Genomic DNA, 20115 nt, shown 5'->3' with positions numbered 1-20115 from the left:
CCCCTGGAGGGACTTTGAAACCGCTCAAGAAATCGGCCAAGCTGGCCAACGTGCTCTACGACATCCGTGGTCCGATCATGGATGCCGCGAAGCAGATGGAGGAAGAGGGCCAGAAGATCATCAAGCTGAACATCGGCAACCTCGCCCCGTTCGGCTTCGACGCACCTGAAGAGGTGCAGCAGGACATGATCCGCAACATCGCGGGCTCCTCCGGCTATTCAGACAGCAAGGGCATTTTCGCGGCTCGCAAGGCCGTGATGCACGAAACCCAGAAGCAGGGTATCGCCGGCGTCACCCTGGACGACATCTACCTGGGCAATGGGGCGAGCGAACTGATCGCGATGGCCGCCAACGCACTGCTCAACGACGGCGACGAGCTGCTGCTGCCCGCCCCCGACTACCCGCTGTGGACGGCGGTCGCGAGCCTCTCGGGCGGCAAGCCGGTGCACTACCTGTGCGACGAGGAGAACGGCTGGATGCCCAGCCTGGCCGATATCCGCGCCAAGATCACGCCGCGCACCAAGGGCATCGTCGTCATCAACCCCAACAACCCGACGGGCGCGCTGTATTCGGACGAACTGCTCAAGGGCATCGTGGCGATCGCACGCGAGCATGGCCTGGTGATCCTGGCCGACGAGGTCTACGACAAGGTGCTGTACGACGGCGTCAGGCACACCGCCATCGCGAGTTTGTCGAAGGACGTGCTGACGCTGACCTTCAACTCGCTGTCCAAGAGCTACCGCTCTTGCGGCTACCGCGCCGGGTGGCTGGTGGTCTCGGGCGACAAGAAGATGGCCCAGGACTACATCGAGGGCCTCAACATGCTCTCGAACATGCGCCTGTGTCCCAACGTGCCAGGACAGTGGGCCATCCAGACCGCGCTCGGCGGCTACCAAAGTATCAACGACCTCGTGGGCCCGGGCGGCCGACTGCGTCACCAGCGCGACTTGGCCTACGAGCTGATCACCGCAATACCGGGCGTCAGCTGCGTCAAGCCGAGTGCTGCGCTCTACATGTTCCCCCGGCTCGACCCCAAGGTCTACCCGATCGAGGACGACCGCCAGTTCTTCCTCGAGGTGTTGAAGGAGACCCGGGTAATGCTGGTCCAGGGCACCGGCTTCAACTGGTCCACGCCCGACCATTTCCGCATCGTCTTCCTGCCCCATGAGGAAGACCTGCGCGAGGCGATCCAGCGCATCGCTGCCTTTCTCGAGCGCTACCGCAGCCGCAACGCCTAACAGACTCGCCTCTGCCCCAGTTCCACAGCCAGACGAATCGAATGAAACCCATCCAAGTAGGCCTGCTCGGCATCGGCACGGTAGGCAGCGGCACCTTCAAGGTGCTCCAGCGCAACCAGGAAGAAATCAAGCGCCGTGCGGGGCGCGGCATCGAGATCACCATGGTGGCCGACCTCGACCTGGCGCGTGCCAGGGCGGCGGTGGGCGAGGGCGTGCAGGTGGTGAACGACGCGCGTGCCGTTATCGCCAACCCGGACATCGACATCGTGATCGAGCTGATCGGCGGCTACGGCATCGCCCGCGAACTGGTGCTGGAGGCGATCGCCGCCGGCAAGCATGTGGTCACCGCCAACAAGGCGCTGCTGGCGGTGCACGGCACCGAGATCTTCGCGGCAGCCCACGCCAAGGGCGTGATGGTGGCCTTCGAGGCCGCGGTGGCCGGTGGCATCCCGATCATCAAGGCGCTGCGCGAGGGCCTCACCGCCAACAGCATCCAGTGGATCGCCGGGATCATCAACGGCACCACCAACTTCATCCTCTCCGAGATGCGCGACAAGGGCCTGGATTTCGCCACCGTGCTGAAGGAGGCGCAGCGCCTGGGTTACGCCGAGGCGGACCCGACCTTTGACATCGAGGGTGTGGATGCCGCCCACAAGGTCACGCTGATGAGCGCCATCGCCTTCGGCATCCCGGTGCAATTCGACAGGGCGCATGTCGAGGGCATCACCAAGCTGGCGGCACAGGACATCAAATACGCCGAGCAGCTGGGCTACCGCATCAAGCTGCTGGGCGTGACAAAGCGCAAGGCCCAGGGCATCGAGCTGCGCGTGCATCCGAGCCTGGTGCCGGCCAAGCGTCTGCTCGCCAACGTCGAAGGCGCAATGAACGCGGTAGTGGTCAATGGCGATGCCGTCGGCACCACGCTGTATTACGGCAAGGGCGCCGGCAGCGAGCCGACCGCCAGTGCGGTGATCGCCGACCTGGTGGACATCACCCGCCTGCACACGGCCGATGCGGCGCACCGCGTGCCGCACCTGGCCTTCCATCCCGACGCGATGAGCGACCTGCAGGTACTGCCGATGTCCGAGGTGGTGACCAGCTACTACCTGCGCATGCGCGTGGCCGACGAGGCCGGCGTGCTGGCCCAGGTGACGGGGCTGCTGGCCACGGCCGGCATCAGCATCGACGCGGTGCTGCAGCGCGAGGCCGACGAGGTCGGCGGCGAAGGCTCGACCCAGACCGACCTCATCATCCTCACGCACGACACGCGCGAGGGCACGTTGGACGACGCGTTGGTCCAGCTCCAGGCGCTGCCCACCGTGCTCGCCCCGATCGTGCGCATCCGCAAGGAAGAGCTGTCCTGATGCGCTACCTGTCCACGCGCGGCCATCCGGAGCGCCGCCGCTTTTGCGAGATCCTGCTCGAGGGCCTGGCGCCCGACGGAGGCCTTTACCTGCCCGAGCGCTACCCGCAGGTGGACGGCGCCACGCTCGCCAGGTGGCGTGGACTGCCGTATGCAGAGCTGGCCTTCGAGGTCCTCTCGCTGTACATCGACGACATCCCCGCCGCGGACCTGAAGGCGATCTCCGCCAGGACCTACACCGCGGAGATCTTCGGAACGCCCGACATCGTGCCGTTGCGCGAACTCGAGGACGGCGTGTACCTGGAGGCCTTGTCCAACGGCCCGACGCTCGCCTTCAAGGACATGGCGATGCAGCTCCTGGGCAACCTGTTCGAATACGAGCTCGCGCGCCGCGGCGAGGAGCTCAACATCCTCGGTGCCACCAGCGGCGACACCGGCAGCGCGGCCGAATACGCGATGCGCGGCAAGAAGGGCGTGCGTGTGTTCATGACCTCGCCCGACGGACGCATGAGCCCCTTCCAGCAGGCCCAGATGTTCAGCCTGCAGGACCCGAACATCCACAACATCGCAATCGACGGCGTGTTCGACGATTGTCAGGACATCGTGAAGGCGGTGTCGAGCGACCTGGACTTCAAGCGCAAGTACAGGATCGGCACGGTCAACTCGATCAACTGGGCGCGGCTGCTGGCGCAGGTGGTCTACTACTTCGCCGGGTATTTCCAGGCGACGAGCAGCAACGACAGGCAAGTCAGCTTCACGGTCCCCTCAGGCAATTTCGGCAACGTCTGCGCCGGCCATGTGGCGCGCTCGATGGGCCTGCCCATCCGCACGCTCGTGGTGGCCACGAACGAGAACGACGTACTCGACGAGTTCTTCCGCACCGGCATCTACCGCGTGCGCTCGGCCGCCGACACGCACGAGACCTCCAGCCCCTCGATGGACATCTCCAAGGCCAGCAACTTCGAGCGCTTCGTGTTCGATCTGGTCGGCCGCGATGCGGCCAGGACGCGCGGCCTGTTCGAAGAAGATCTGCGCAGGACGGGCCGCTTCGACCTGAGCGCCGACCCTGTCTTCGCCGAGGCGGCCACGCGCTTCGGCTTCGCAAGCAGCCGCAGCACCCATGCCGATCGCCTCGCGATCATCCGCGACACCGACAAGCGCTTCGCCACCCTGGTCGACACCCACACCGCCGACGGCCTCAAGGCCGCGCGCGAACACCTGGAGCCCGGCGTGCCGATGATCGTGCTCGAGACCGCGCTGCCCATCAAGTTCGCCGAGACCATCGTCGAAGCCCTGGGCCGCGCGCCCGAGCGCCCCGCTCGGTTCGAAGGCATCGAGGCGCTGCCGCGGCGCGTGGTCAAGCTGCCAGCCGATGCCGAGGCCGTGAAGGCCTACATCGCCCGGCACTGCGCCTGAGAAGCCATGAGCGAACCCATCATGCCCGCGCCGAGTTCATTCACGCTTTCCGAGCCGACGAGCCGCGCATGAAGGTCATCGGCTTCGCCGGCTTCTCGGGCGCGGGCAAGACCACGCTGGTCGAGCGGCTGATCCCCGTGCTCAGGCTGCACGGCCAGCGCGTCTCGGTGGTCAAGCATGCCCACCACAAGTTCGACATCGACCATCCGGGCAAGGACACCTACCGCCATCGCGAGGCCGGGGCCTTCGAGGTGGTCGTGGCTTCCGACAAGCGGCTGGCGCTGATTCGCGAATTCGAACGGCCGACGCAGCTCGGTGTGCACGAGCTCGTCGCCGAGCTCGACGCGGGTGTGGACTGGGTGCTGGTCGAAGGCTTCAAGCACAGCGACCTGCAGAAGATCGAGATCTGGCGCGAGCCCGAGGAAGGCCAGGCGCCCCGGCCCGCGCGCTATGCCGATGACGCCTTCATCGTCGCGATCGCCACCGACACCCCCGAGCGCCTGCCGCGCGCGACCACGCTGCCGGTGTTCGACCTGAACGACGTCGATGGCATTGGCGCCTGGCTCCTGCAGAACGCCAGCCGTTTCGAGTACAAGGTGGATCGCCATGGCTGAGACTTCCAGACGCCCTCCCTTGATGCCGCTCGATGAGGCGCTGGCGCGGCTGCTCGCCGCCGCCACGCCGCAGATGGGCATCGAATCGGTGTCCACCTTCGAGGCCGACGGGCGTGTGCTCGCGCAGGACGTGCGCTCGGGCTTGACCGTCCCGCCGCGCGACAACAGCGCGATGGATGGCTACGCGGTGCGCAGTGCCGACTGCGCCGCGCCCGGCGTGGTGCTGCGCGTGGCCCAGCGCATCCCTGCCGGCGCCGTGGGCACGCCGCTGGCTGACGGCACGGCTGCGCGCATCTTCACCGGCGCGCAGATCCCCGCAGGCGCCGATGCGGTCGTGATGCAGGAAGACGCCGCCGCGCTGCCGGAAGAGGGCGGGCTGGGCAGCGTGCGCATCGAGATCGTGCCGGCGGCGGGCCAGTGGATCCGCCGCGCCGGCGAGGATGTGGCCGCCGGTGATCTGGTGCTCGCGCGCGGAGAGCGCCTCACCCCCGCGGGGCTGGGGCTGGCCGCCAGCGTTGGCCTCGACCGGCTGCAGGTGGCGAAGCGCCCGCACGTCACGCTGCTCTCCACCGGCGACGAACTCGTGATGCCCGGCGAGGTGGCGCCCGAGGCGATGAAGCCGGGCTCGATCTACAACTCCAACCGCTTCTTCATGCGGGCCCTGCTCGTGCGGCTGGGCTGCGGGGTGCACGACCTGGGCATCGTGCCCGACCGCCGCGACGCGACCATCGAGGCGCTGCGCAGCGCCTCGGAGCGCAGCGACCTGATCATCACCACCGGCGGCGTCTCGGTCGGCGAGGAGGACCACATCAAGGCTGCCGTGCAGGCCTTGGGCGAGCTCGACCTGTGGTCTCTGTCGATGAAGCCGGGCAAGCCCTTTGCCTACGGCCGGATTGGCAATGCCCATCTCACCGGCTTGCCCGGCAACCCGGTCTCCAGCTTCCTGACCTTCCTGCTCCTGGTGCGTCCCTTCCTGCTGACGCTGCAGGGTGCTGCCCGCGTGGCGCCGGCGCCAATCGCGATGCGCGCCGACTTCGACTGGCCGCGTGCCGACCGCCGCCGCGAGTTCCTGCGCGCGCGCCGCAACGCTACCGGCGGCCTGGACCTGTTCGCCAACCAGAGCTCTGGCGTGCTGACCTCCATGGTCTGGGGCGACGGCGTGATCGACACGCCCGCCGGCCAGCCCTTCAAGGCCGGCGACATGGTGCAGTTCATCCCCTTCTCTTCCTTGCTGTACTGAGCATGAAGGTCACCGTGCGCTACTTCGCCTCGGTGCGCGAGGCCCTCGGGACCGGCAGCGAAACGGTCGAGACGCGCGCCGCCGATCTCGGCGCGCTGCGCGACGAACTGATCGCACGCGGCGAGCCGCATGCCAGCGCGTTGGCCCGCGGCAAGGCGGTGCGCATGGCGCTGGACCAGGTCATGAGCGCCGAAGGCGCCGCACTGCGCGAAGGCCAGGAAGTGGCCTTCTTTCCACCGGTCACGGGCGGCTGAGCGCGTCCTGCAACTGCGACAGCTGCTCGCGCAGCGCGTCGCCGGCGTGAGTCATCGGCGCCCGCAACTCGTCCTGCATCAGGCCTTGCTGCGCAAGCACGGCCTTCAGTGGTCCCGGATTCGGCTCGGCGAACAAGGCCTCGATCAGCGGCAGCAGCCGTTGCCACTGGACACGCGCCTCGGCCAGCCGGCTTTCGCGAAGCAGACGGATCATCTGGACGAAGCGCGCCGTCTGCAAGTGCGCGCTGGCCGCGATGGCGCCCACGCCGCCCTCTGCCACGGTCGAGAAGATCTGTGCATCCTCGCCGGCGAGCACCTGCAACCGGCCATCGGCGATCAGCGCTCGCGTCTTGGCCATGTCGCCGCCGCAGTCCTTGAGGCCGCAAATGCGCGGGTCGGCCGCAAGCACGAGCAGGGTCTCACGCGCGATGGTGGCGCCGGTGCGGTAGGGAATGTCGTAGAGGAGGAGCGGCGCAGCGCTTGCATCCGCGATCGCTTCGAACCAGGCCAGCAAGCCCGCCTGCGAAGGCCGGACGTAGCTGGGCGCTGGCACCAGCAGTCCGGCAAGGCCTTGGTCGTTCAACTCGCGCACCCATGCAATGGTCTTGCCCAGGTGGTAGCCCGAGAGGCCCATGATGCGCGGCAGGGCGGGCGCGGTCTTCGCAACGGTGGCAAGCACGGCCAGCTGTTCGTTGGCATCGAGCGCCGCGGCTTCGCCGGTCGAGCCGCAGACCACGAAGCCGGCGATGCCGGAAGATGCCAGCCCCTCGGTCAATGCGGCCAGCGCGGCATGGTCGACCGCACCATCGCGAAAGGGGGTGACAAGCGGAATCCAGAGACCCGAAAAATCAGGAGAGGGTGAAGAAGTGGAAGGCACGCGGTTTTTCCTTGGAGACCAGACCGATGGATGAACCACCGTCGGAAGCGCGCGCGAAACGAGGCTGGATGTCGAACCCTGCAGTTCCGTCGCTCATCCGACGACGGAACCGAAGCTCCGGTCAGACGAGCTCGGGTTTTTTGGCTTTGCCGCCCAGGCGCACGCGGACCATCGCGGCGAGCGATGGAAGAGGGCGGTGCGCGAGGGAAGGCATGCGCAGCAGTCTAGCGCGGTGCCACAATCCCGCCATGAGCGGCCCGCGCGTTTTCATCCAGACAGCCGATTTCGACCTCGCCAGGGAGGTCGCTGCGTTGCGCGCGGACGACAAGCGCGTGGGTGCGGTCTGCAGCTTCGTCGGCACCGTGCGCGACCGCAACGACGGCGATGCGGTCGCATCGATGGAGCTCGAGCACTACCCGGGGATGACCGAGAAGTCCATCGAATCGATGATCGACGAGGCCCACCGGCGATTCGACATTCTTGGCGCGCGGGTGATCCACCGCGTGGGGCTGCTGCAGCCCCTCGACCAGATCATGATGGTGGCCGTGGTATCCGCCCACCGCGGCCAGAGCTTCCAGGCCTGCGAGTTCCTGATGGATTACCTGAAGACCCAGGCGCCGTTCTGGAAGAAGGAGCAGACGCCCGCGGGCGCGCGCTGGGTCGATGCGCGCGTCGATGACGATGCGGCCCTGGCGCGCTGGGGCATCCAGGCCGGCAACGCCTAGGCAGCCTATTGCGGCGTGAAGCCGCTTGCCTTGATGATGCCCGCCCAGGTCTGCGTATAACTGCGCACCCGGCCTGCGAACTGCCCTTGCGGTTCGTACGCCACCGTCAACCCCATGGTCGTGAGCTTCTGCTTCACGTCGGGCATGGCCAGCACCTTCGCGAGCGCCTCGCCGAAGCGGTCGATCACCGGCTGCGGCGTGCCCACCGGCGCGAACACGCCGTAGTACGGCAGGTCTTCCAGGTTGGCGAAGCCCAGTTCGGTGAAGGTCGGCACCTGCGGCAGCAGCGCCTGGCGCTTGGCGCCGATGGTGGCCACGATGCGCAGCTTGCCGGCCCGGTGGTTCTCGATGAAGTCGGGCACGGAGGCGATACCGGCGCTGATCTGGTTGCCGAGCATGTCCGCAGTCATCGGCGCGCTGCCGCGGTAGGGTGCCGCCTGCACGTCGATCTTGTACTTGGTGCCGATCATCTTCACCAGGAATTCGGGGATCGAGGCCGGCGCGGGCACGCCGATGGTTTCCTTGCCGCCGCGTTGGGTGCGCACCCATTTCAGGTACTCGTCGAGGCTCTTCGCCGGTGTTCCGCCCGACACCGCCAGCACGTTGGCGAAGGTCGCGAAGCCGGCCACGGGCACGAAGTCGGTGGCCGAGTTGTAGCCGGGGTTCTTCACCACCTGCGGCAGGATCGAGATGGTGTGGTCGTGCGACAGCAGCAGCGTGTGGCCGTCGGCCGGCGCCGCCTTGAGTGCCTGGGCGGCGATCTGGCCGCCGGCGCCGGCCCGGTTCTCGACCACCACCGGTGCACCCAACTGGTCCTTGAGCTTCTCGCCCAGCGTGCGGGCAATCGCATCGGTGCCGGCGCCGGCCGGGAAGCCGACCAGCAGCCTGATCGGTGCTTGCTGCTGCGCCTGCGCGAGGCCTGCGAGGCCGGCCACCGCTGCGGCCAGCCCGAGCGCGAAAACACGGCGTGACGCGCGCGGCATCCTTGTAGAGAACATGAGCGACTCCAGTCGATATGAAAGGGAACGTGACGAGGGGACGAGCAACTGGCGTGCCCGCCTCCGGCAGGGCGCTATTCTGAACGAGCCGAGCGAGTGGAATCGGCCTTCAACGGCGGCGCAGCCGGTGCGCCATCGAGACGAAGGCGGCCAGCGCCGGGTTGTTGTTGGATGGGCGGAAGGCCAGGCCCAGCTGGTATTTCACCGGCACATGGCGCCGGCGCACCTGGAGATAGTTCACGTGCTCCGTTTGCACGGCCTGCATGGCTTGCGGCACCAGCGCGATGCCGATACCGCCGCCCACCAGCGCGAGGATGGTTTGCATCTGCGCCGCCACCTCGACGAAGTGGGGGATGAAGCCGCAGGCCTGGCAGGCCGCCATCACCACGCTCTCGAAGCCGGGGCCTTCTTTGAAGGGAAAGCCGACGAAGCTCTCGGAAGCGAGGTCGCGCAGCTGCACGCGCTGCTGCTGCGCCAGCGGGTGCGTGTCGGGCACCGCCAGCATGAGTTCCTGCTCGCAGTAGGGCTGGACCCGGAAGTCCCTTGCGTCGTGCAGCGGCGGCACGACGATGCCCACGTCCGTTGCGCCGCTGAGCAGTGCGGCCATCTGATGCGCGGTGGTGTCGCCGGTGAGGACGAGCTTGACGTCCGGGTAGCCCTCGCGAAAGGCGCGCAGCAGTTGTGGCACCACGCCCAGTGCCGCGCTTGGCACGAAGGACAGGCGCAGGGTGCCGAGCTTGCCCGCGGCGGCGCGCTGCGCGATCTCCACCGAAAGCTGCGCGTGGGCCAGCGTGCGCCGGGCCTCGCGCAGGAAGGCCTCGCCGGCCACCGTCAGCCGTACGTGGTGGCGCGTGCGGTCCAACAGCGTCGCACCTACCTCGGCCTCGAGCCGCTGCACGGCCACGGAAAGGGGCGGTTGCGAGACATGCAGGCGCTCGGCCGCGCGCCGAAAGCTGCGCTCTTCAGCGACCGCGACGAACTGCCGGAGCTGGCGGAGATCCATCGGGCCATTCTAGGGATCGTGATCGCATTGCCCTATCACCAGGCCATGAAAACGGTATTGGACGGAACACGCCCGATGCCGGAGCATGCGTCGCACAAGCCTTCAATTCCCGCACGAAAGCCCCACGATGCAGCCATCCCTTCTCGAAGAACTCACGCCCGTTCCCAACCCGTACCCCATCAAGTCCGAGATCGAATACCCGGAGGTCTGGCGCCTGTGCGAGCAGTCGCGCGAGCTGGCCTGGAACCCGGCGGCCATCGACTTTTCCGACCTCCGCGAGGCCGAGCTTCCGGCCGAAGTGCGCGAGGCTGGCGCCGAGTGGTGGAGCCTGCGCGCCTGGATGGAGCACGGGGCCATCCCCTACGGCACCGAGCGCCTGCGCGATGCGGTGTTCGCGCACCAGCCCTTCGAGATCAAGCAGCACATCGTCAACTTCATCGCCGAGGAACTGCGCCACCACGAGGCATCGTTCTTGGTGGCGCGAGGTCTGGCCGGCTACCAGGACGAGCCGCGCGCCGACTATTTCAAGGCCGTGATCCCACGATTCCACGACGAGCGCGACGAGAAGGCGATGTCTTTCTTCGCGGGCCTGGCGGTCAACACGCTGTTCGAGCAGCTCTCGGGCGAGCTGCTGCAGGCGCGTTACGAGAACGCGCGCTTCAAATCGATCCGCAGCGCCTGCCAGCTGATCCTGCGCGACGAGGCGCGGCACATCCAGTTCGGCCGCATCATCATGCGCCGTTTCTTCTCGGAGCTTTCGGCCGACGACCGCCGGCTGCTGGGCGAAAAGGTGGCCAAGAAGTTGCGCGGCAGCCTGCTCAACGGCGTCTACGCAGTGGTCAATCTGCCGGACGACGAGCGCGCACGGGCTGGCCGCAATCGCGCACTGGCCGCCGAGCACGGGCTGGGCGCCACCCATCCCGACGAGGAGATCGCGATCATCCGCCGTGCGCTGGAACAGATCCGCGCCGATGTCGCGCCCTACGGCGTCGAGATTCCGGAAGTGCCGGAAGTCGACCGTGCCGCCGTCGCAATGCACTGAGGAGCACGCCATGAGCCGCACGGCCGCTGCGAAGGCGAATAGCACCGTAGCCGAAGGCGAAGGTACTCCAGTGACCCGCCTGCTGAAGATCTTGAGCTGCTGCGCGTTGGCGATCGCCGGCGCGATCCCGCTCGCGCCGCTCGCGAGCGCGCAGGGTGCCTATCCGAGCCATCCGGTCACGATGGTGGTGCCTTACCCCGCCGGCGGGTCGGCCGACATCCTCGCGCGCACCGTGGGCCAGAAGCTGGCCGAGCGACTCGGGCAACCGGTGGTGATCGACAACCGGGCCGGCGCCGGCACGGCGATCGGCGCCAGGCATGTGGCGGGCACGCCGGCCGACGGCTATACGCTGTTGATGGGCACGGTCAGCTCGCAGGCCATCAACCCCGCGATGAACAAGGTGGGCTACGACCCGGTCAAGGACTTCACGCCGGTCGCGCCGCTGGCCTCGATTCCCTTCGTGCTGGTGGCCCATCCCTCCTTCCCGGGCAGGAGCGTGGCCGATGTGATCGCGCAGGCCAAGGCGAAGCCGGGCGAGCTGAGCTACGCCTCGGCCGGGCCCGGCACCTCCAACCACCTGGCCGGCGAACTGCTGGCTTCGGCCGCCGGCATCCGGCTGCTGCATGTGCCTTACAAGGGCAGTGCGCCCGCGCTCAACGACGTCGTGGCAGGCCATCTGCCGCTGATGTTCGACCTGCAGGCCACGGCGCTGCCTTATGTGCAGTTCGGCAAGCTCAAGGCGCTGGCCCTGACCGGCCGGACCCGCAGCGCACTGCTGCCCGACGTGCCCACCGTGATCGAAAGCGGCGTGTCGGGCTACGAGGTGAGTGCATGGTTCGGCGTTTTCGCGCCGGCCGGGCTGCCCGCGCCGGTGCTGGAGCGGCTCAACAGCGAAATCGACGCCGTGCTCAAGGCGCCGGAAATGCAGAAGCGTCTGCAGGAGCTGGGCGCGGAACCCGAGCACGGCAGCGCGGAAGTCTTCGCGAAATTCACGCGCAGCGAGGCCGCCAAATGGTCCGCGGTGGTGAAGAAGGCGGGGCTGGTGCAATGAGGCGCCGGGCCGCTCCCAAGTCGAATGGCACCGCAGCGCCTAGCGCGGAGCTTGCCCGATGAGCGCGGCGCCTGCCCGATGATCGAAGGCCCCGAGGCGCTGCGCGCCCTGATGGCCGACATCGGCCCGCGCTGGGCGATGGACCTGCCGGGCCACAGCCAGCGGGTCAAGGAGGCCTATGCACCGCTGCTGGCCGCCGCGCCCAGGGCGGCGCTGACAGTGACGCGCGACATCCACTACGGCGGCCATGCGCGCCAGGTGCTCGATCTCTTCAGCCCGGCCGGCGCGACGCGCGCGCCGGTCGTCGCCTTCGTCCATGGTGGCGCCTTCGTGCGCGGTGACAAGTGCGTCAGCACCGAGCTCTACGACAACGTCCTGCACTGGTTCGCACGCCAGGGCTTCGTCGGCGCCAACATCGAGTACCGGCTGGCGCCTGAGGCCAAGTACCCGGCCGGCGCGCGCGACGTGGCCGGGGCCATGGCCTGGATGCACGAGAACGTGGCGCGCTACGGCGGCGATCCGGAACGAATCCTGCTGATCGGCCATTCGGCGGGCGGCACGCACGTGGCCAGCCATGCCCTGGACCCATCGCTGCGGCCCGGCGCCTGCCATGCGCAGGCCATCGTCCTGATCTCGGCGCGCTTGCAGGCCGACCAGTCGCCGCGCAACCCGAATGCGGCGGCCGTCAGGGCCTATTTCGGCGAGGACATCGCGTTGCACGAGGCACGGGCTCCGATGCGCCTGGCAGGCCGCAGCGAGATCCCCACCCTCATCGCGATCGCGGAATTCGAGAACCCGCTGCTGGATGTGTATGGCCTCGAGTTCGCGCATCGGCTGGCCGCGGCGCGCGGCCGGGCGCCGCGCTTCCTGCAGATGCGGGGCCACAACCACATGTCCATCGTGGCCCATTTCAACAGCGGCGAGGAGCAGCTGGGCCGGGAGATCCTGGAGTTCTTTTCGTCACTCTCCTGTCCCCCGTAGGGCGCCATACTGGGGGCCTGTCGAGCCCGCTTTCGCCTGCGGCTCGCTTGAAATGCCCATCCCAGCCCCTACCTCCGGGGGATTCGGAGTCATTCATGCGCCAAGACAAACTCACCACCAAGTTCCAGGAAGCCCTCGCCGATGCGCAGTCGCTCGCGCTGGGCAACGACAACGCCTACATCGAGCCGGTCCACCTGCTGGTGGCCATGCTGCGCCAGGGCGAGGGCCCGCGTGCATTGCTGGAGCGTGCCGGCGCCAACGTGCCGGGCCTGCTGAACGCGGCCGAGGCGGCCATCAAGCGGCTGCCGCAGGTCCAGGGCCACGACCAGGTCCAGGTCGGACCCGAGCTGGCCAAGCTGCTGCAGGCCACCGAGAAGGAATCCATCAAGCGCAACGACCAGTTCATCGCCAGCGAGCTCTTCCTGCTGGCCCTGGCCGACAGCAAGGCCGAGATCGGCAACCTCGCGCGCAGCCACGGCGCCACGCGCAAGTCCCTCGAAGCGGCCATCGAAGCCGTGCGCGGCGGCCAGGGCGTCGACAGCCCCGAGGCCGAAGGCCAGCGCGAATCCCTCAAGAAATACACCCTCGACCTCACCGAGCGCGCGCGCCTGGGCAAGCTCGACCCCGTCATCGGCCGCGACGAGGAAATCCGCCGCGCCATCCAGGTCCTGCAGCGCCGCACCAAGAACAACCCCGTGCTCATCGGCGAGCCTGGCGTCGGCAAGACCGCCATCGTCGAAGGCCTCGCCCAGCGCATCATCGCCGGCGAGGTCCCCGAGTCCCTCAAGGGCAAGCGAGTCCTCTCCCTGGACATGGCCGCACTGCTTGCCGGTGCCAAGTACCGCGGCGAATTCGAGGAGCGCCTCAAGAGCGTCCTCAACGAACTTGCCAAGGACGAGGGCCGCACCATCGTCTTCATCGACGAGCTCCACACCATGGTCGGCGCCGGCAAGGCCGAGGGCGCCATGGACGCCGGCAACATGCTCAAGCCCGCCCTTGCGCGCGGCGAGCTCCACTGCGTGGGCGCCACCACCCTCGACGAGTACCGCAAATACATCGAGAAAGACGCTGCCCTGGAGCGCCGCTTCCAGAAGATCCTCGTGGGCGAGCCCAGCGTCGAGGCCACCATCGCCATCCTGCGCGGCCTGCAGGAGAAATACGAAGTCCACCACGGCGTCGACATCACCGACCCCGCCATCGTCGCTGCCGCCGAGCTCTCCGACCGCTACATCACCGACCGCTTCCTGCCCGACAAGGCGATCGACCTCATCGACGAGGCCGCCGCCAAGATCAAGATCGAGATGGACTCCAAGCCCGAGGTCATGGACCGCCTCGACCGCCGCCTCATCCAGCTCAAGATCGAGCGCGAGGCCGTGCGCCGCGAGAAGGACGAGGCCTCCCAGAAGCGCCTGGGCCTCATCGAGGAGGACATCGCCCGCGTGCAGAAGGAGCTCGCCGACCTCGACGAGATCTGGCAGGCCGAGAAGGCCCAGGCCCAGGGCAGCGCGCAGATCCGCGAGGAGATCGACAAGATCAAGTTCCAGATCGCCGAATTCACCAGCAAGGGCGACTTCAACAAGGTTGCCGAGCTGCAGTACGGCAAGCTGCCCGGCCTGGAAAAGCGCCTCAAGGAGGCCCAGGACACCGAGGCCACCAAGGGCAAGTCCAGCGCCCCCACGCTCTTGCGCACCCAGGTCGGCGCCGAGGAGATTGCCGAAGTCGTGGCGCGCGCCACCGGCATCCCCGTCTCCAAGCTCATGCAGGGCGAGCGCGACAAGCTGCTGCAGATGGAGGACAAGCTGCACGAGCGCGTGGTCGGCCAGGACGAGGCCATCGGCGCTGTCGCCAACGCCATCCGCCGCTCGCGCTCGGGCCTGGCGGACCCCAACCGCCCCACCGGCTCCTTCCTCTTCCTGGGCCCCACGGGCGTGGGCAAGACCGAGCTGTGCAAGGCGCTGGCGGGCTTCCTGTTCGACAGCGAGGATCACCTCATTCGCGTCGACATGAGCGAGTTCATGGAGAAGCATTCGGTGGCGCGCCTGATCGGTGCGCCGCCCGGCTACGTCGGCTACGAGGAGGGCGGCTACCTCACCGAGGCGGTGCGGCGCAAGCCCTACAGCGTGCTCTTGCTCGACGAGGTCGAGAAGGCGCATCCGGACGTGTTCAACGTGCTGCTGCAGGTGCTCGACGATGGCCGCCTGACCGACGGGCAGGGGCGCACCGTGAACTTCAAGAACACGGTGATCGTGATGACCAGCAACATCGGCTCGCCCATCATCCAGTCGATGGTGGGGCGGCCGGCCGAGGAGATCAAGGACGCGGTGTGGGACGAGTTGAAGAACTACTTCCGCCCCGAGTTCCTCAACCGCATCGACGAGACGGTGGTCTTCCATGCGCTGGACGCGAAGAACATCGAGGCGATCGCGGCGATCCAGCTGAAGGTGCTGCAGCAGCGCCTGGCGAAGATGGACCTGGCGCTGGAGGTGTCGCCGGCGGCGCTGGCGGAGATCGCCAAGGTCGGCTTCGACCCGGTGTTCGGTGCGCGGCCGCTCAAGCGGGCGATCCAGCATCGCATCGAGAACCCGCTGTCCAAGCTGCTGCTCGACGGCAGCTTCGGGCCGAAGGACACGATCGTGGTCACCACCGATCCGATCCGCACGCCGGGGCAGTTCGAATTCCGGAAGGCCGGGGAACCTCGCACGGAGGCCGTGGCCTAATCCGGATGATGATGAATTTCCTCCTGCGCGTTGTCCTGTTCCTGCTGGGTCTGGTCTTCGCGGCCAGCCTTGCTGTCGCGGTGATGCTGCTGGCGGCGGTCTGGGGCCTGCGTTACGGCTGGGCCCGCCTCACGGGGCAGCCGGTCCGGCCCTGGGTCATGCGCTTCGATCCACGCCACGGTTTCGATCGGTTTCGCGCCGCAACGCGGCCGGCCGAGCCGACGGCGGCTGACGTCGCAGGTGCCCGGGCGCGCGGCGAGGCGGCCAGCAGCCCGGTGCGCCTGCGTGAGCGCAGCGACAACGTGACCGACGTGCAGGCGCGGCCGGTCTCGCGCGGCGAGTAGCCCTCCTGGCGAGCCCGTGCACGTATCGGGGCGCAACTGCATGTGACGCGATGTAAGTTGTTCGCCGACTTCCGGGCATGACCTCAGCTGACGGCGCGCTTGTTGGGATCGGTCTTCAATTGCGCCACTCTCGGACGGGACGAAGCCGCATCGTGCGGCTGCCGTGCCGGGCAAGGAGCGAGACATGCGCGAAGCCCACGAAGGCACGGAAACGCCTGGACCCACCCTGGGGCCGGACGAGGCAACCCGACTCGCTCCCGAGCCATCGCGCCGATCCTTCATTCGAGGAGCCGTCCTCTATGCCATGTTCGTCGGCACCGGCGTCAGCGTGTCCGGCTGCGGAGGCGGTGGTGGTGGAGGCGGGTTCGGCGGTGGTATTGGCGGTGGGGGCGGTGGGGGCGGTGGGGGCGGCGGCGGCACGCCAGGTGGTGCGCCGCCGCTGTTCTCGCACGGCGTCGCGAGCGGCGATCCGCTGTCCGATCGCGTGATCCTGTGGACCCGCGTCACTCCGGCAAGTCCCGGCACGCTCAACCTGAGCTGGGAAGTCGCGAGCGACGCCAACTTCGGCGCCATCGTGGCACGCGGCACGGCCAGCACCGGGCCCGAGCAGGACTACACCGTCAAGGTAGACGCCACCGGGCTGCTGCCGGCCAGCGAGTATTACTACCGCTTCTACGTCGGTTCGGAGCCATCGCCCACCGGACGCACGAAGACCCTGCCGACCGGCAACGTTTCGCAGGTGCGGCTCGCGGCGGTGTCCTGCACGAACTTTCCGGCCGGCTACTTCAACGTGTGCGCCGAACTCGCCAAGCGCAGCGACGTCGATCTGGTCCTGCACCTGGGCGACTACATCTACGAGTACGGCGTGGTGGGCTTCGCCTCGCAGCTGGCGATCGCGCTCGATCGCGAATCGCAGCCGGCGCACGAGATCCTGACACTCGACGATTACCGCCGCCGCCACGCGCAATACAAGTCCGATGCCGACCTCCGCGCGCTGCACGCACGGATGCCGATGATCGCGGTGTGGGACGACCATGACCTTGCCGACAACGCATGGTCCGCAGGCGCGACCAACCACGATCCGGATACCGAAGGCGCGTTCGCCGCGCGGCGCCTGGCCGCCGTGCAGGCCTATCGCGAATGGCTTCCGGTCAGGATGCCCGATCCTGCCAATCCGCTGAAGATCTATCGGTCCTTCGATTTCGGCACCCTCGCGTCGCTGCACATGCTCGACACGCGGATCATCGGGCGGGATGTCCAGGTCGACCTCGATGCCTACCTCGATGGAGCGGCCGACAGTCCCTCGCGCCAGCTGCTGGGCGCAGAGCAATCCGAATGGCTGTCTGCGCGGATGGCCGCTTCCAGCGCGACCTGGCAGGTGCTGGGCCAGCAGGTGCTGATGGCGCGCATGGAGATCCCGCTCAGCGTCGCAAGCGCCTTCACGCTGGAGACGGTGAGCGAATTCGTGCTCGCGCAGTCCACGCCGGAAAACTTGCGCAGCGACAGCCAGCGCGCCTTGCTGGCCCAGCGCCGGGTCCCCTACAACCTCGATGCCTGGGACGGCTACCCCGCCGCACGCGAATCCGTGCTGGCCGCGGCCCGTTCGATGGGCAAGAACCTGGTCTCGCTCGCCGGGGACACCCACAACGCGTGGGCCAGCAACCTGACCGATGCGGCTGGTCAGCGCGTCGGGGTCGAGTTCGCGACGCCCTCGGTCAGCTCGCCGGGACTCGAGATCCTGCTGCCGTTGATCTCCGGGCCGGTCCTGACAGACGCTTTCCCCAGAATGGTGAGGGATCTGCGCTATGCGGAGACGAGCAAGCGCGGCTATCTCGTTCTCACGTTGACGCCGTCCGAGGCCCGTGCCGACTGGACGGAGGTCAGCACGGTGTTGAGCCGTTCGTACACCGCGCGGCTCGCGATGAGCCTCCATGCCCTGCCGGGCGCGAACAATCTGGACGTGCTGCCGGTTTAGCGTTGGCGCCGCCACCCGCACCGGTTCGGCGGCAGCGTCAGAATGTCGCATGCCCGCGCCGCGTCCGCTCGCCCCCATCGACCCCTCGGAGGTCGAGTTCAGTGCCATGCGCGCGCAAGGCGCCGGCGGCCAGAACGTCAACAAGGTGTCGAGCGCCGTGCACCTGCGCTACGACATCCACGCGAGCTCGCTGCCCGAGGCGGTGAAGGAGCGCCTGCTCGCCCTGCGCGACAGCCGCATCACCCAGGAAGGCGTGCTGGTCCTGAAGGCGCAGCGCCACCGCAGCCAGGACATGAACCGTGCCGACGCGCTGGCGCGGCTGCAGGAACTGGTCGACAGCGTGGCCCTGCCGCCGCGCGTGCGCCGGCCCACCAAGCCGAGCTACGGGGCCAGGCAGCGCCGGCTCGAGGGCAAGAGCCAGCGCGGAGAGATCAAGCGTCTGCGCGGGCCGGTGCAGGATTGACTTCTGCGGGCGCCCCGCCGGCGCCCGCCATCCCGGGGATGGCGCCCAGTGCCGCGAGCGCATCGGCGTCGGTGCGGTAGATGAACATCATCGGGCCGGGCGCCAGCAGGCCGGCGCGCTCCAGCACCTGCTGCGCCGGCAGCTTGAGCCCGCTCAAGTGCAGGCGCACGCCCTTCGATTCCAGCAGCCGGCGGATCGCGCCGAACACCTCGGCGCCGGTCACGTCGATGCGGTTGATGGGCTGCGCGAACAGGCAGATGTCGGTGAGCTCGGGCCGCATCGCCAGCGTGACGGTGATGGCGCGCTCCAGTGTGCTGGCGGTGGCGAAGTCGAGCTCGGCGTCCATGCGCATCGCGTGCAGCTGGGGCGCCAGCGGCGGCAGGTTCCAGAGGTGGCGGTCGCGCAGGCTGCCGTCGGGATGCAGGCCCACCTCGATGATGCGGGGATGCAGGTGCCGGTACATGTAGTGGCCCAGGCTCATCAGCAGGCCCGCGAGCACGCCCCAGTAGATCGAGGGCGAGGTGGCGATGGTGAGAACGAAGGTCACCAGCGCCGTGACCGCCTCCACGGGTGAGATGCGCCAGAGCGACACGAACTGCCCGGGCCGCACCAGCCCCAGCATCGCGATCACCACGATGGAGGCCAGCACCGCCTGCGGCACGTGGTAGAGCAGCGGCATCGCCCACAGAAGGGCGGCGCCGATCAGCAGCACGCAGAACACGGTGGCCCAGCCAGTCTGGGCGCCGGCATAGAGATTGATGGCCGAACGCGAGAAGGAGGAACTGGTCGGGAAGGCGCCCGAGAAGCCCGAGGCGATCTTGGCGAGCCCCTGGCCGATCAGGTCCTGGTTCTCGTTCCACAGCTTGCCGGCTCGGGCGTTGTCGACCTTGGCGCTCGAGGCCGTTTCGAGAAAGCTCACCAGCGTGATCATCAGCGCCGGCAGCAGCAGCGCCCCGAAGGTGCCCAGCGGCTGTGTGCCGGGCCAGTAGAAGGCCGGCAGGCCCGAGGGCAGGGTGCCGACCACCGCGCCGCCGCGCAGCGCGTAGCCGATGGCAGCGCTGATCGCCGCGCACACGCCCACCACCACCATCGCGGCCGGAAAGCGGGGCCAGCGTTCCTTGGCGACCCAGAGCGCGGCCATGCTTCCGAGCCCGAAGGCGATTGCCAGGAAATCGGGCGGCGGTCCCTGCCACAGCTGGCCGATGCTGCGGCCGGTGAAGCCGAAGAGCGCCGGCAGCTGGGACAGGATGATCAGCACCGAGGCAGCCTGGGTGAAGCCCATCAGCACCGGCGAGTTGACCAGGCGCAACACCCAGCCGAAGCCGCCCATGCCGAGCAGCAGCTGGATCGCGCCCGACATGAAGCACAGCCACACCGCCAGGGCCACCCACTCGGCACTGCCGGGAATCGCGAGAGGGCCGAGGGAGGCCGCCACGAGCAGGCTCGACAGGGCGGTCGGCCCGACCGAGAGCCGGGTCGATGCGCTGAACAGCACACCGATGAGCGCCGGCAGGAGCGAGGCGTAGATGCCGGTGACCAGCGGCATGCCGGCGAGCGCCGCGTAGGCGACGCCCTGCGGGATCACCATCAGGGCGACCGTGATGCCGGCCAGCGCCTCGCCGGTGAGAAGCGCGCGGCTGGGGCGGGGCCAGCCGAGGAAGGGGAGCCAGCGCGCGAGCTGGTCGCGGTTCAAGGCCATGCCTTCACCGCGGGGATTGGTTCTGGGTGCACCCGCCGATGATACGAAAGCCCCGGGGGCTCAAGTCTTGGCGGTGCCGCGGCGGTCTTGCGTGGCCTTGTGGCAGCTCGCGCTC

Annotated in this window: 18 protein-coding genes; 14 read left to right on the top strand and 4 right to left on the bottom strand. The window is 68.3% G+C overall.

Features of this window, described 5'->3' with window-relative positions; translation table 11 throughout:
- Positions 1-14 precede the first annotated feature (14 nt).
- The 6 genes from E5P3_RS21505 to E5P3_RS21480 are packed head-to-tail and all read left to right on the top strand — an operon-like array spanning position 15 to position 6125.
- Positions 15-1238: a pyridoxal phosphate-dependent aminotransferase gene (locus tag E5P3_RS21505; RefSeq protein WP_162587823.1), complete on the top strand. Its 1224-nt coding sequence runs from the start codon at positions 15-17 to the stop codon at positions 1236-1238.
- A gap of 41 nt (positions 1239-1279) precedes the next feature.
- Positions 1280-2602, top strand: coding sequence for a homoserine dehydrogenase (locus E5P3_RS21500; RefSeq protein WP_162587822.1), 1323 nt, complete (start codon positions 1280-1282; stop codon positions 2600-2602).
- Positions 2602-4017: a threonine synthase gene (gene thrC / locus E5P3_RS21495; RefSeq protein ID WP_162587821.1), complete on the top strand. Its 1416-nt coding sequence runs from the start codon at positions 2602-2604 to the stop codon at positions 4015-4017. Before E5P3_RS21500 ends, thrC begins: the two co-directional genes overlap by 1 nt.
- Positions 4008-4631 (top strand): molybdopterin-guanine dinucleotide biosynthesis protein B, encoded by a 624-nt coding sequence (gene mobB, locus E5P3_RS21490; protein WP_269474009.1) that lies wholly within the window; start codon positions 4008-4010, stop codon positions 4629-4631. Before thrC ends, mobB begins: the two co-directional genes overlap by 10 nt.
- On the top strand, positions 4624-5871 hold the full coding sequence (locus E5P3_RS21485; protein WP_232073253.1) for a molybdopterin molybdotransferase MoeA: 1248 nt from the start codon (positions 4624-4626) through the stop codon (positions 5869-5871). Before mobB ends, E5P3_RS21485 begins: the two co-directional genes overlap by 8 nt.
- Before the next feature lie 2 nt (positions 5872-5873).
- Positions 5874-6125, top strand: coding sequence for a MoaD/ThiS family protein (locus tag E5P3_RS21480; protein ID WP_162587820.1), 252 nt, complete (start codon positions 5874-5876; stop codon positions 6123-6125).
- Here the strand turns inward: E5P3_RS21480 and dapA are convergent.
- Positions 6112-7002: a 4-hydroxy-tetrahydrodipicolinate synthase gene (dapA, locus tag E5P3_RS21475; protein WP_174263087.1), complete on the bottom strand. Its 891-nt coding sequence runs from the start codon at positions 7000-7002 to the stop codon at positions 6112-6114. The genes E5P3_RS21480 and dapA overlap by 14 nt on opposite strands.
- Before the next feature lie 248 nt (positions 7003-7250).
- Here dapA and E5P3_RS21470 point away from each other — a divergent pair, with 248 nt between their 5' ends.
- On the top strand, positions 7251-7727 hold the full coding sequence (locus E5P3_RS21470) for a molybdenum cofactor biosynthesis protein MoaE (protein WP_162587819.1): 477 nt from the start codon (positions 7251-7253) through the stop codon (positions 7725-7727).
- A 5-nt stretch (positions 7728-7732) separates the two neighbouring features.
- Here the strand turns inward: E5P3_RS21470 and E5P3_RS21465 are convergent, their stop codons facing one another.
- Both E5P3_RS21465 and E5P3_RS21460 read right to left on the bottom strand, forming a co-directional pair.
- Entirely contained in the window at positions 7733-8725 is a 993-nt protein-coding gene (locus E5P3_RS21465; protein ID WP_162587818.1) for a Bug family tripartite tricarboxylate transporter substrate binding protein, read from the bottom strand.
- Between the two features lie 109 nt (positions 8726-8834).
- Entirely contained in the window at positions 8835-9728 is an 894-nt protein-coding gene (locus tag E5P3_RS21460; RefSeq protein ID WP_162587817.1) for a LysR family transcriptional regulator, read from the bottom strand.
- 127 nt (positions 9729-9855) lie between these two features.
- Here E5P3_RS21460 and E5P3_RS21455 point away from each other — a divergent pair, with 127 nt between their 5' ends.
- The 7 genes from E5P3_RS21455 to arfB all read left to right on the top strand — a co-directional run bounded on the left by E5P3_RS21455 (position 9856) and on the right by arfB (position 18301).
- Positions 9856-10770: a diiron oxygenase gene (locus tag E5P3_RS21455; protein WP_162587816.1), complete on the top strand. Its 915-nt coding sequence runs from the start codon at positions 9856-9858 to the stop codon at positions 10768-10770.
- A 10-nt stretch (positions 10771-10780) separates the two neighbouring features.
- Positions 10781-11821 carry a Bug family tripartite tricarboxylate transporter substrate binding protein gene (locus tag E5P3_RS21450; RefSeq protein ID WP_162587815.1) on the top strand — a complete coding sequence of 347 codons (1041 nt, stop codon included), beginning with the start codon at positions 10781-10783 and terminating at the stop codon, positions 11819-11821.
- 78 nt (positions 11822-11899) lie between these two features.
- Positions 11900-12802, top strand: a complete 903-nt coding sequence (locus E5P3_RS21445; RefSeq protein ID WP_162587814.1) for an alpha/beta hydrolase — start codon at positions 11900-11902, stop codon at positions 12800-12802.
- 95 nt (positions 12803-12897) lie between these two features.
- Positions 12898-15519, top strand: a complete 2622-nt coding sequence (gene clpB, locus E5P3_RS21440; RefSeq protein ID WP_162587813.1) for an ATP-dependent chaperone ClpB — start codon at positions 12898-12900, stop codon at positions 15517-15519.
- 11 nt (positions 15520-15530) lie between these two features.
- Positions 15531-15863 carry a hypothetical protein gene (locus tag E5P3_RS21435; RefSeq protein ID WP_443083258.1) on the top strand — a complete coding sequence of 111 codons (333 nt, stop codon included), beginning with the start codon at positions 15531-15533 and terminating at the stop codon, positions 15861-15863.
- Positions 15864-16047: 184 nt separating this feature from the next.
- Positions 16048-17838, top strand: a complete 1791-nt coding sequence (locus E5P3_RS21430; RefSeq protein WP_162587811.1) for an alkaline phosphatase D family protein — start codon at positions 16048-16050, stop codon at positions 17836-17838.
- 49 nt (positions 17839-17887) lie between these two features.
- Positions 17888-18301: an alternative ribosome rescue aminoacyl-tRNA hydrolase ArfB gene (gene arfB / locus E5P3_RS21425; protein ID WP_162587810.1), complete on the top strand. Its 414-nt coding sequence runs from the start codon at positions 17888-17890 to the stop codon at positions 18299-18301.
- Here the strand turns inward: arfB and E5P3_RS21420 are convergent.
- Positions 18270-20000 carry a SulP family inorganic anion transporter gene (locus E5P3_RS21420; protein ID WP_162587809.1) on the bottom strand — a complete coding sequence of 577 codons (1731 nt, stop codon included), beginning with the start codon at positions 19998-20000 and terminating at the stop codon, positions 18270-18272. The two genes, arfB and E5P3_RS21420, sit on opposite strands and share 32 nt — an antisense overlap.
- Positions 20001-20115: the final 115 nt, after the last annotated feature.

The organism is Variovorax sp. RA8 (assembly GCF_901827175.1).
Classification (GTDB): domain Bacteria; phylum Pseudomonadota; class Gammaproteobacteria; order Burkholderiales; family Burkholderiaceae_C; genus Variovorax.
The sequence above is the reverse complement of the archived record's forward strand: the minus strand, read 5'-3'. Positions and strand labels throughout refer to the sequence as shown.

Bases quoted from the DNA above. Each gene is read 5' to 3' on its own strand.
- thrC (WP_162587821.1), top strand. From the start codon at position 2,602: ATGCGCTACCTGTCCACGCGCGGCCATCCGGAGCGCCGCCGCTTTTGC.
- E5P3_RS21500 (WP_162587822.1), top strand. From the start codon at position 1,280: ATGAAACCCATCCAAGTAGGCCTGCTCGGCATCGGCACGGTAGGCAGC.
- E5P3_RS21485 (WP_232073253.1), top strand. From the start codon at position 4,624: ATGGCTGAGACTTCCAGACGCCCTCCCTTGATGCCGCTCGATGAGGCG.
- E5P3_RS21445 (WP_162587814.1), top strand. From the start codon at position 11,900: ATGATCGAAGGCCCCGAGGCGCTGCGCGCCCTGATGGCCGACATCGGC.
- E5P3_RS21420 (WP_162587809.1), bottom strand. From the start codon at position 20,000: ATGGCCTTGAACCGCGACCAGCTCGCGCGCTGGCTCCCCTTCCTCGGC.
- E5P3_RS21470 (WP_162587819.1), top strand. From the start codon at position 7,251: ATGAGCGGCCCGCGCGTTTTCATCCAGACAGCCGATTTCGACCTCGCC.
- E5P3_RS21450 (WP_162587815.1), top strand. From the start codon at position 10,781: ATGAGCCGCACGGCCGCTGCGAAGGCGAATAGCACCGTAGCCGAAGGC.
- clpB (WP_162587813.1), top strand. From the start codon at position 12,898: ATGCGCCAAGACAAACTCACCACCAAGTTCCAGGAAGCCCTCGCCGAT.
- arfB (WP_162587810.1), top strand. From the start codon at position 17,888: ATGCCCGCGCCGCGTCCGCTCGCCCCCATCGACCCCTCGGAGGTCGAG.
- E5P3_RS21465 (WP_162587818.1), bottom strand. From the start codon at position 8,725: ATGTTCTCTACAAGGATGCCGCGCGCGTCACGCCGTGTTTTCGCGCTC.
- E5P3_RS21455 (WP_162587816.1), top strand. From the start codon at position 9,856: ATGCAGCCATCCCTTCTCGAAGAACTCACGCCCGTTCCCAACCCGTAC.
- E5P3_RS21435 (WP_443083258.1), top strand. From the start codon at position 15,531: ATGAATTTCCTCCTGCGCGTTGTCCTGTTCCTGCTGGGTCTGGTCTTC.
- E5P3_RS21460 (WP_162587817.1), bottom strand. From the start codon at position 9,728: ATGGATCTCCGCCAGCTCCGGCAGTTCGTCGCGGTCGCTGAAGAGCGC.
- E5P3_RS21480 (WP_162587820.1), top strand. From the start codon at position 5,874: ATGAAGGTCACCGTGCGCTACTTCGCCTCGGTGCGCGAGGCCCTCGGG.
- E5P3_RS21430 (WP_162587811.1), top strand. From the start codon at position 16,048: ATGCGCGAAGCCCACGAAGGCACGGAAACGCCTGGACCCACCCTGGGG.